8 protein-coding genes are annotated in these 7945 nt (G+C 69.4%); 7 read left to right on the top strand and 1 reads right to left on the bottom strand.

The genetic code is table 11. From position 1 onward, the window contains the following. From ACWKY3_RS07035 to ACWKY3_RS07020, 4 genes are all read left to right on the top strand, one after another. On the top strand, positions 1 to 480 hold a 480-nt coding region (locus tag ACWKY3_RS07035; RefSeq protein WP_449315718.1), incomplete at its 5' end, for an aminotransferase class V-fold PLP-dependent enzyme. Between the two features lie 56 nt (positions 481 to 536). Then, the gene (locus ACWKY3_RS07030) at positions 537 to 1346 is read left to right on the top strand and encodes a histidinol-phosphatase HisJ family protein (protein WP_449315717.1); all 810 of its coding nucleotides are present in this window, start codon (positions 537 to 539) and stop codon (positions 1344 to 1346) included. Positions 1347 to 1392: 46 nt separating this feature from the next. Then, positions 1393 to 2295, top strand: a complete 903-nt coding sequence (locus tag ACWKY3_RS07025) for a Nif3-like dinuclear metal center hexameric protein (RefSeq protein ID WP_449315716.1) — start codon at positions 1393 to 1395, stop codon at positions 2293 to 2295. 51 nt (positions 2296 to 2346) lie between these two features. After that, positions 2347 to 3066 (top strand): zinc ribbon domain-containing protein, encoded by a 720-nt coding sequence (locus ACWKY3_RS07020; RefSeq protein WP_449315715.1) that lies wholly within the window; start codon positions 2347 to 2349, stop codon positions 3064 to 3066. Between the two features lie 203 nt (positions 3067 to 3269). Here the strand turns inward: ACWKY3_RS07020 and rpmB are convergent, their stop codons facing one another. After that, complete coding sequence (rpmB, locus tag ACWKY3_RS07015) at positions 3270 to 3461, bottom strand: 50S ribosomal protein L28 (RefSeq protein ID WP_449315714.1); 192 nt, start codon at positions 3459 to 3461, stop codon at positions 3270 to 3272. 211 nt (positions 3462 to 3672) lie between these two features. Here rpmB and ACWKY3_RS07010 point away from each other — a divergent pair, with 211 nt between their 5' ends. The 3 genes from ACWKY3_RS07010 to ACWKY3_RS07000 all read left to right on the top strand — a co-directional run. Beyond that, on the top strand, positions 3673 to 4020 hold the full coding sequence (locus ACWKY3_RS07010) for an Asp23/Gls24 family envelope stress response protein (RefSeq protein WP_449315713.1): 348 nt from the start codon (positions 3673 to 3675) through the stop codon (positions 4018 to 4020). Positions 4021 to 4101: 81 nt separating this feature from the next. Beyond that, positions 4102 to 5736 (top strand): DAK2 domain-containing protein, encoded by a 1635-nt coding sequence (locus tag ACWKY3_RS07005; protein WP_449315712.1) that lies wholly within the window; start codon positions 4102 to 4104, stop codon positions 5734 to 5736. 65 nt (positions 5737 to 5801) lie between these two features. Further along, the coding region (locus ACWKY3_RS07000) for an ATP-dependent DNA helicase RecG (protein ID WP_449315711.1) at positions 5802 to 7945 on the top strand (2144 nt) is incomplete at its 3' end.

Raw genomic sequence — 7945 nt, 5'->3', positions numbered from 1 at the left:
CCGCAGCTTCTGGGCGGCGGGCAGGAGGGCGGCCGGCGCAGCGACACGCAGAACGTGGCCGGCGCCGCGGGCTTCGCGGCCGCCGTGCGCGCGGCTGCGCAGGCGCTGCCCGCCGAGGCCGCGCGCCTGCGCGAGCTGCGCGATGAGCTCTACGCCGCCATCGCGGCCGTGGACGGCGTGGCCGCCACGGTGGAGGTGGCGCCGGGAAGCGAGGAGTTCCTGCCGAACGTCGTGCACATGCTGGCGGAGGGCTTGGAGAGCGAGACGCTCATCCTGCGCCTGGACATGCAGGGCTTCGGGGTGTCGGGAGGGTCGGCCTGCTCGTCGCATTCGCTCGAGCCCAGCCATGTGCTGCGCTCGATGGGCCTCGACGCCGATCGGGCGCAGGGGGCGCTGCGCATCTCGATGGGCCGCCTCACCGAAAGCGCCGACATCGAGGCGTTCGTCGGGGCGCTGCGCAAAAGCTTGGACTGGAACTGACCATGCGGGCGCGGCCCTTTTGCCGCGTCCGCCGTACGCGAGGAGCGTGACGAACCGTGGAGCTTGTGACCACCCACACCCACACGTGCTTCACCGACCACGGCGAGGGAACCGTGGAGGAGCTTGTGTCGGCGGCCGTGGCGGCCGGCGTGTCCACCATCGCCGTGACCGAGCACTATCCGATGACCGACGCGTTCGACCCCAACCACTACCTGGCCATGCCCAAGGAGCGCGTGGGCGAGTACCTGGATGCCGTGGAGGCCGCCCGGCGGGCGCATCCGGAGATCGAGGTCATCACGGGCTGCGAGCTTGATTGGCTGGGAGACGACGAGGACCGCTCCTTCGCGCCGGACGAGTTCGAGCCGTTCGGGCTGGTGCTGGGGTCGGTGCACTTCGTCGACCGGTGGCCCTTCGACGATCCGGCGCAGCGCGGGCGCTGGGACGAGGTGGGGGCCGACGCCATCTGGTCCCGGTACTTCGAGGTGTGGTGCGAGGCCGTCTCCTCAAACGCGCCCTTCCAGGTGATGTCCCATCCCGACCTGGCGAAGAAGTTCGGCTTCTACCCCTCCTTCGACCTGCTTCCGCTCTACGAGCGCGCCGCCGAGGCGTGCGCCGCGGCGGGCCGCATGGTGGAGGTGAACACCTCGGGCTCCTACTACGCCTGCAAGGAGATGTTCCCGGCGCCTGCGTTCCTCAAGGCCCTGCGTCGGGCCGGGGTGCCGTGCACGGTGGGCACCGACGCCCACGAGCCTCGGCACGCAGCCCGCGATATCGAGCGGGCCTACCGCCTCATGCACGAGGCCGGTTACCGGGTGGTTACGGTGCCGACAGCCGACGGGGACCGTCGCGAGGTGCCCATCGAGTAACCTGGTGGGAGCAGTTTTTTCGGAAGCGACAGACAGGAGCGGTGCCATGGCAGCAGCGAAGGGCAGCAAGGACGGCGCGCAGCGCGAAGGGCTGGCGCGCCGGGCGTCGGGAACCCTCTCGAGGCCGACGTCGCCTTTGACCGTCGGCGCGTTGGAGCGTGCGCTGTCGGCGGAGTTCCCGGCCTCGGACGCCGAGTCCTGGGATCGGACGGGGATGACGGTGGGCGATCCCGCGCGCCTGGTGGCGGGCGTGGCCGTGGCGCTCGATCCCACGGTGGCGGCCGTGGACGCGGCGGCGGACGCCGGCGCGAACGTGCTTGTGACGCACCATCCGGCGTTCTTGGCCCCTCCCGACTCGTTTCGGCCCGCGCCCTCGCCGGCCGCAAGCTCCGGGGCGGCGGTGTGGCGCGCCATCGAGCGCGGCGTGGCCGTCATGTCGTTCCACACCGCGCTCGACATCAGCCCGCAGGCCCAACGCGTCCTTCCCGGCATGCTGGGCTTGGCGTTCGAGCGCGTGCTCGTCCCCGTGTCGCAGGACGGCGGGAAGGGGTACGGCCAGCTGTGCCGCCCCGCCGCAGACGACGCGATGACGCTCGGCCGGCTCGCCGCGCGCTGCACGTCGGTGTTCGCCCGCCCGCCGCGCGTCTGGGGGGACTTCTCGCGCGAGGTGGCGAGCGTGGTCACGTGCACGGGCTCCGCCGGTGACGTGGCGCGCGCGGCCCTGGCGGCCCAGGCCGACTGCCTGGTGTGCGGCGAGATCAAGTACCATGAGGCGCTCGACGTCTCCTGGGCGGGGCTGGCCGTGATCGATCTTGGCCACGACACGAGCGAGCTTCCGCTCGCAGGCGTTTTGGCCGAGGCGGTGCGCGGCGCGGGCGTGCCCGACGAGCTTGTGACGATCCTCGATCAGCGGGACAACTGGTCCTACCCGGAGACGGTGCGGGTATAATAGGGGGAAAGCGCCGCGTCTGCGGCGTCCGAACGCGAACAAAGGACAGGCATGCACGTAGACACCGACGCCCTTGCCCTGCTGCTCCAGATGCAGCACATCGATCTGGAGGCCCTGCGCGCCAAAAAGCAGCTCGAAGGCCTGCCGCAGCGCAAGGCCATCCTCGAGGCCCGCTCCAAGCGCAAGGCGGTGGAGGAGAAGCGCGAGAAGCTGGAGGAGCTTCGCGCCGAGGCCGAGGGGCGCCTTTCGCGCATCGGCGAGGAGGACGCGCGCCTTGCCGAGAAGCAGCGTGCGGTCCAAGGGGAGATAGACGCCGTCCGCGGCGACTACCGCAGCGTCGAGGCGCGCACCAAGGAGCTCAACGGGCTGGCCAAGCGCCGCAACGTGCTGGAGGGCGAGCTGAACTCCGTCGGGGAGGAGCTTGCGAGAACGGAGGCCGTCCGATCGCAGGTCGACCAGGCGCTGAAAGCGCTCGACGCCCAGGAGGCGGCCGCCACGGAGTCGTTTGTCAAAGAGGGGGGCGCGCTCAAGGAGTCGCTGGCGCGTCTGGAGGCCGCCCGCGCACGGCTTGTCGCCGACCTGCCCCAAGAGCTTCTTGGCGCCTACGAGAAGATCGCCGCGCGCACCGGAGGGGTGGCCGTCGCCCGCTTGCAGGGCGCAAGCTGCGGCGCCTGCCGCATGGGCGTCGAGGCGGGCCGCTTGGCCGACATGAAAGGCCAAGGCAACGTGGCCCCCTGCCCCCACTGCGGACGCCTCCTCATCTTGGAGTAGGGAAGGGCGCGCAGGCGGAGGCGCTCGCCTCCGTCCCGTCCGGGCAATCGTTCCAAACAGCGAAAAGCCCCTGGCGCCGAACCCGTCTCCTCCCGCCGACCTTGCGTGCGAAGCACGCTCGTCTGCGAAGGGGAGGTGGTTCTGGGCGCCAGGGGCTTTTCCGCCTCGGTCCGCCCCGTCGAACGACGGGGCGGCAAGCGACGTTACGCGCGCTCCACCTTGCCGGCCTTCATGCACTTCGTGCACACGTTCGCCTTGCGGACGCGGCCGTTTTTGTCCTTGATGGTGATCCTTTGGATGTTGGGACGGAACCAGCGGTTCGTCACGCGGTGCGAATGGCTGATGCTGCGACCCGCCACCGGATGCTTGCCGCAAACTTCACAAATCTTCGACATCGTTCCTCACTCCATGTACGTTCGTTGCTCCACGGCGCTTGCCGCTGATGACAAAAAAGCTTTCATACTATAGCACATAAACTCGAGCGGTCACAAGAATTTTTCGTGTAATATGCTTTCGCTTGCGATCAGGCGCATCGCGCGGGTTCTTCGGCTTGCGCTATACTTCTTTGGCAGGTTTCGCCGCGCGTCGCGCCGAGAAAGGAACGCCATGAACGATACGATTCCAGGCAACCTCCACGTTGCCAACGATGTCCTGGCCGACATGGTCGGCAACGCAGCGCTCGAATGCTACGGCGTGGTCGGCATGGCGGCCCCCTCCGCCGCCGACGGCATCGCCAAGATGCTCCCGGCCTCGCGCCTGCGCCGCGGCGTGGTGGTCACCGCCACCGACGGGGGAGTGCACGTGGAGCTGTACGTGGTCATCGAGTACGGCACGAACATCAACACCGTGTCCCAGAATCTTATCGACCAGGTCACGTTCGCCCTGGCCGAGTACGCTCGCGTGCCGGTCGACGGGGTGGAGGTGCACGTGCAGGGCGTCAAAGTGCGCAAGTAGCGCCGCCCCTTTCGACGAGCCGCCGCGCAGCCCGTCCCATCGCCCGGCGGAGACGAGCCTTTGAAGGAGAAGCGAAGCACCATGCCAAAATCCTATACCGCGAACGATCTGCTCAACGCCATAGCGGCGGCGAGCAAGACGCTGAGCGAGCGCAAAGACGAGATCAACCGTCTGAACGTGTTCCCCGTGCCCGACGGCGACACGGGCACCAACATGTCGCTTACCTTGGAGACGGTGGTCGGGAACCTGGCCGGCCTGCCCATAGGGGCCCAGGGGGCCGACATCCGCAAGGCCATCACGACCGGCGCGCTCATGGGCGCGCGGGGCAATTCGGGGGTCATCACGTCGCAGATCCTGCGAGGTTTGTGCGAGGGCACCGAGGGCTACGACGAGATGAGCGCCGAGAGCGTTGACGCCGCGTTCGCCCGGGCCCAGGACGTGGCCTTCCAAGCCGTGCGCAAGCCGGTGGAGGGGACCATCCTCACCGTGCTGCGCGACAGCGCCGCCGCCGCGAAGCGCGCGCGCAAAAAGAAGCTGCCTTTCGAGGAGGCGCTTGCGTCGGTGGTGGAGGAGGCCTACGCCTCGGTCCAGCGCACCCCCGACCTCCTGCCCGTGCTCAAGGAGAACGGCGTGGTGGACGCGGGCGGCTTCGGCCTGGCCGTCTTCCTTGACGCGTTCGTCTCGGCGCTCACGGGCAAGGAGGGGCCGCTGCGCGACGAGCTGGCCTTCGCGCGCAGCGCCGCGCCCAAGGTGGAGATCGAGCAGATCAACGACTGGGAGGGCTCGGAGTTCCGCTACTGCACCGAGTTCCTCGTGCATTCCGACGACGTGGACGTGGACGCCGCCAAGGAGTTTTTGCCCACGATGGGCGACTGCGACCTCATGGTGGGTATGCATCCCAACTTCAAGGTGCACGTGCATTCGAACCGCCCCGACGAGGTGCTGGCGTGGTTTTTGAGCCGCGGCGCGCAGGTGTCCGAGGTCCACATCCACAACATGCAGCTGCAAAGCGCCGCGCGCGCCGACGCGCTGGCCGCCGAGGAGGCCGCCGAGCGCAAGCCGATGGGGATCGTGGCCGTGGCCGCGGGCGAGGGCAACGCGAAGATCCTCAAGAGCCTGGGGGTTGACGCGGTGGTGTCCGGCGGCCAGACCATGAACCCCTCCACGAAGGACCTGCTGGACGCGGCGATGGCGGTGAACGCCGACGCCGTGGTCATCCTGCCGAACAACAAGAACATCATCATGGCCGCCCAGAGCGCCTGCGAGCTGGCCGAGAAGCCGTGCGCCGTCGTGCCCACGCGAAGCGTCCCCGAGGCGTTCTCGGCGCTGTTCGGCTTCGACGGAGCTGCGGGCCTCGAGGAGAACGTCGAGTCGATGACCGAGGCCTACGCCGAGGTGAGGACCGGAGAGGTGACGCGGGCCATCAAGGACTCCAAGGACGCGCAGGGCAATCCCATCAGGGAAGGCGACGTCATCGGCATCGCCGACGGCGCCATAGAGGCCGTGGGGTCGTCGGTGGAGGACGTGGCCTTGGCGCTGCTGGAGGCGATGGAGGCCGGCGAGGCCGACACCCTCACCCTCCTGGCGGGCGAGGATTTCTCCGACGAGGCGCTCGAGGGCCTGGTTGCGCGCATCGAGGAGGCCTACGACGAGCTGGAGGTGGACGCCCACCGCGGCGACCAGCCGCTCTATCCCGTCGTCATGTCGGTGGAGTGACGGGCTGCGCCGTCCTTGGAGCGGCGGGCGGGATGCGCGGCGGGCGGGGCCAAGATGAGCGATAGGTGAGTTGTCTTTTGTCGAAAGTTGCGGAAACGAACGCTCCAGACCGGTTGGCGGCGACGCTCGCGCTCGACGAGCCGGTGGACCGGGTGCGCCTGGTGAGCCCGGCGCGCGCGAAGGCGCTCGCGGGGCTGGGCATTCGCACGGTGCGCGACTTGGTCACGCACTTCCCGCGGCGCTACGTGGACCTCTCGGCCAAGGAGACGGTGGCCTCGGCGAACATCGGGTCCTCCTGCACGGTGGAGGGCACGGTGCACGAGGTCAAGCTCAAGCGCCCCAAGCCGCGCCTGTCCCTTGTGGAGATAGCCCTCGTCGACGGCACGGGGGTGCTCATGGTGACGTGCTTTCGCCAACCGTGGCTGGCCGAGCAGCTGAAGGCGGGGGATCGGGTGGCGGTTGCGGGCAAGCTGGAGTTCAACTACGGGTTCAAGCGCATGACGAACCCCTATCTGGAAAAGCTTGGGGGAGAGGGGGCCGCAGGGGGCATGGTCATCCCCGTGCATCCCGCATGCGAGAAGGTGTCGGCAGCTTGGATGCGCCGGCTCGTGGGCAACGCGCTGTCGGCGTGCGAGGGGCTCTACGACCCGCTCCCCCTTGAGCTTCGTGCGAAGTACCGCCTGATGAGCCGCGCCTCGGCGCTTTCGGCCATCCATTGCCCGGCGTCTATGGGCGAGGTTGCCGAGGCGCGGCGGCGGCTGGTGTACGAGGAGCTGCTCATGCTCGAGCTCATGCTCATGCTCGACGCCCGCGCGCGCAGCGACGGGCGCGAGCCGACGCGCCATGCGCTCGATGGCCCCCGCATGCGCGCGCTCGAGGCCGCCGTGCCCTTCGAGCTGACCGACGAGCAGAGGGCCGCCCGCGCCGAGATCCTCTCCGAGCTGGCGGCTCCCAGGGTGGCCAACCACATGCTTTTGGGAGACGTCGGCACCGGCAAGACGGTGGTGGCGGCTTTCGCCTTGGCGGCGGCGGCCGACACGGGGACCCAGGCGGTTCTCATGGCGCCCACCGAGGTTCTCGCCCGCCAGCACGCTGCGAGCCTCGGGCCCCTGCTCGACGCGGCGGGCATCTCCTGGAGGCTGCTCACGGGCTCGACGGGCGCGGAAGCGCGCGCCGAGGCGCTTGCCCTTGCGGCCGACGGATCGGTTGACGTGCTTGTGGGCACGCACGCCCTTTTGGAGGACGACGTGAGGTTCGCGCGCCTCAGCCTGGCGGTTGTGGACGAGCAGCAGCGCTTCGGCGTGGAGCAGCGCGCCAAGCTGCTCTCCAAGGGCACGGCGCCCGACGCGCTCTTCCTGACGGCCACGCCCATTCCGCGCACGCTCGCGCTGGCCTTGTTCGGGGATCTGACGCTGTCCTACATCAAGCATCGCCCCCACGAAGGCGCCCTCCGCCAAACGCGCGTGCACCGCAAGGCCGACCGAGGGCGCGCCTACGACGCCGCGCGCGAGGCCCTCGCGCGCGGGGAGCAGGTCTACGTGGTGTGCCCCCTGATCGGCAAAAGCGGCGAGGAGCGCGATGCGAAAGGGGAGCGCGGAGGTGTTGGCGGGCGTCGTCGCGAGGCCGACGAGGAGGCTTACGAGTACGCCGCCGTCAGCATAGAGGGCGACGGCGATTTGTGCGACGACGACGTGGCGGCCGCCTCGAAGGAGGCGGCGTTTCTGCAGGAGAGCGTGTTCGCCGACTGGCGGGTGGAGCTTTTGCACGGGCGCCTGCCCGCCTCGGAGAAGCAGGAGGTCATGCGGCGCTTCAGCGAGGGGCTGACCCAGGTGCTCGTGGCCACCACGGTCATCGAGGTGGGCGTGGACGTGCCCAACGCCACGGTCATGATCGTGGAGGACGCCGACCGCTTCGGCCTCGCGCAGCTCCACCAGCTGCGCGGGCGCGTGGGGCGCGGCGAGAAGCCGTCCCAGGTGCACCTGGTGTCGGCGTCGAAATCGGACGCGGCGCTTTCCCGCCTTGCGGCCATGGAGCGCACCGACGACGGCTTCGAGCTGGCCAGCTACGACCTGTCGCTGCGCCGGGAGGGCGACATCCTGGGCAATCGCCAGCACGGCGCCTCGGGCCTGAAGTTGGTGAAAGTGGTCCGCGACGGTCCGGTCATCGAGGCCGCCCACGCCGAAGCAGCGGCCTTGCTCGCGGAGGATCC

This window comes from Rubneribacter sp. (genome assembly GCF_965361815.1).
This window is presented reverse-complemented; position numbering and strand designations above follow the sequence as displayed.

Excerpts from the sequence above, each read along its gene's own strand:
- ACWKY3_RS07005 (WP_449315712.1), top strand. The coding sequence starts at position 4,102 with ATGCCAAAATCCTATACCGCGAACGATCTGCTCAACGCCATAGCGGCG.
- ACWKY3_RS07025 (WP_449315716.1), top strand. The coding sequence starts at position 1,393 with ATGGCAGCAGCGAAGGGCAGCAAGGACGGCGCGCAGCGCGAAGGGCTG.
- ACWKY3_RS07020 (WP_449315715.1), top strand. The coding sequence starts at position 2,347 with ATGCACGTAGACACCGACGCCCTTGCCCTGCTGCTCCAGATGCAGCAC.
- rpmB (WP_449315714.1), bottom strand. The coding sequence starts at position 3,461 with ATGTCGAAGATTTGTGAAGTTTGCGGCAAGCATCCGGTGGCGGGTCGC.
- ACWKY3_RS07010 (WP_449315713.1), top strand. The coding sequence starts at position 3,673 with ATGAACGATACGATTCCAGGCAACCTCCACGTTGCCAACGATGTCCTG.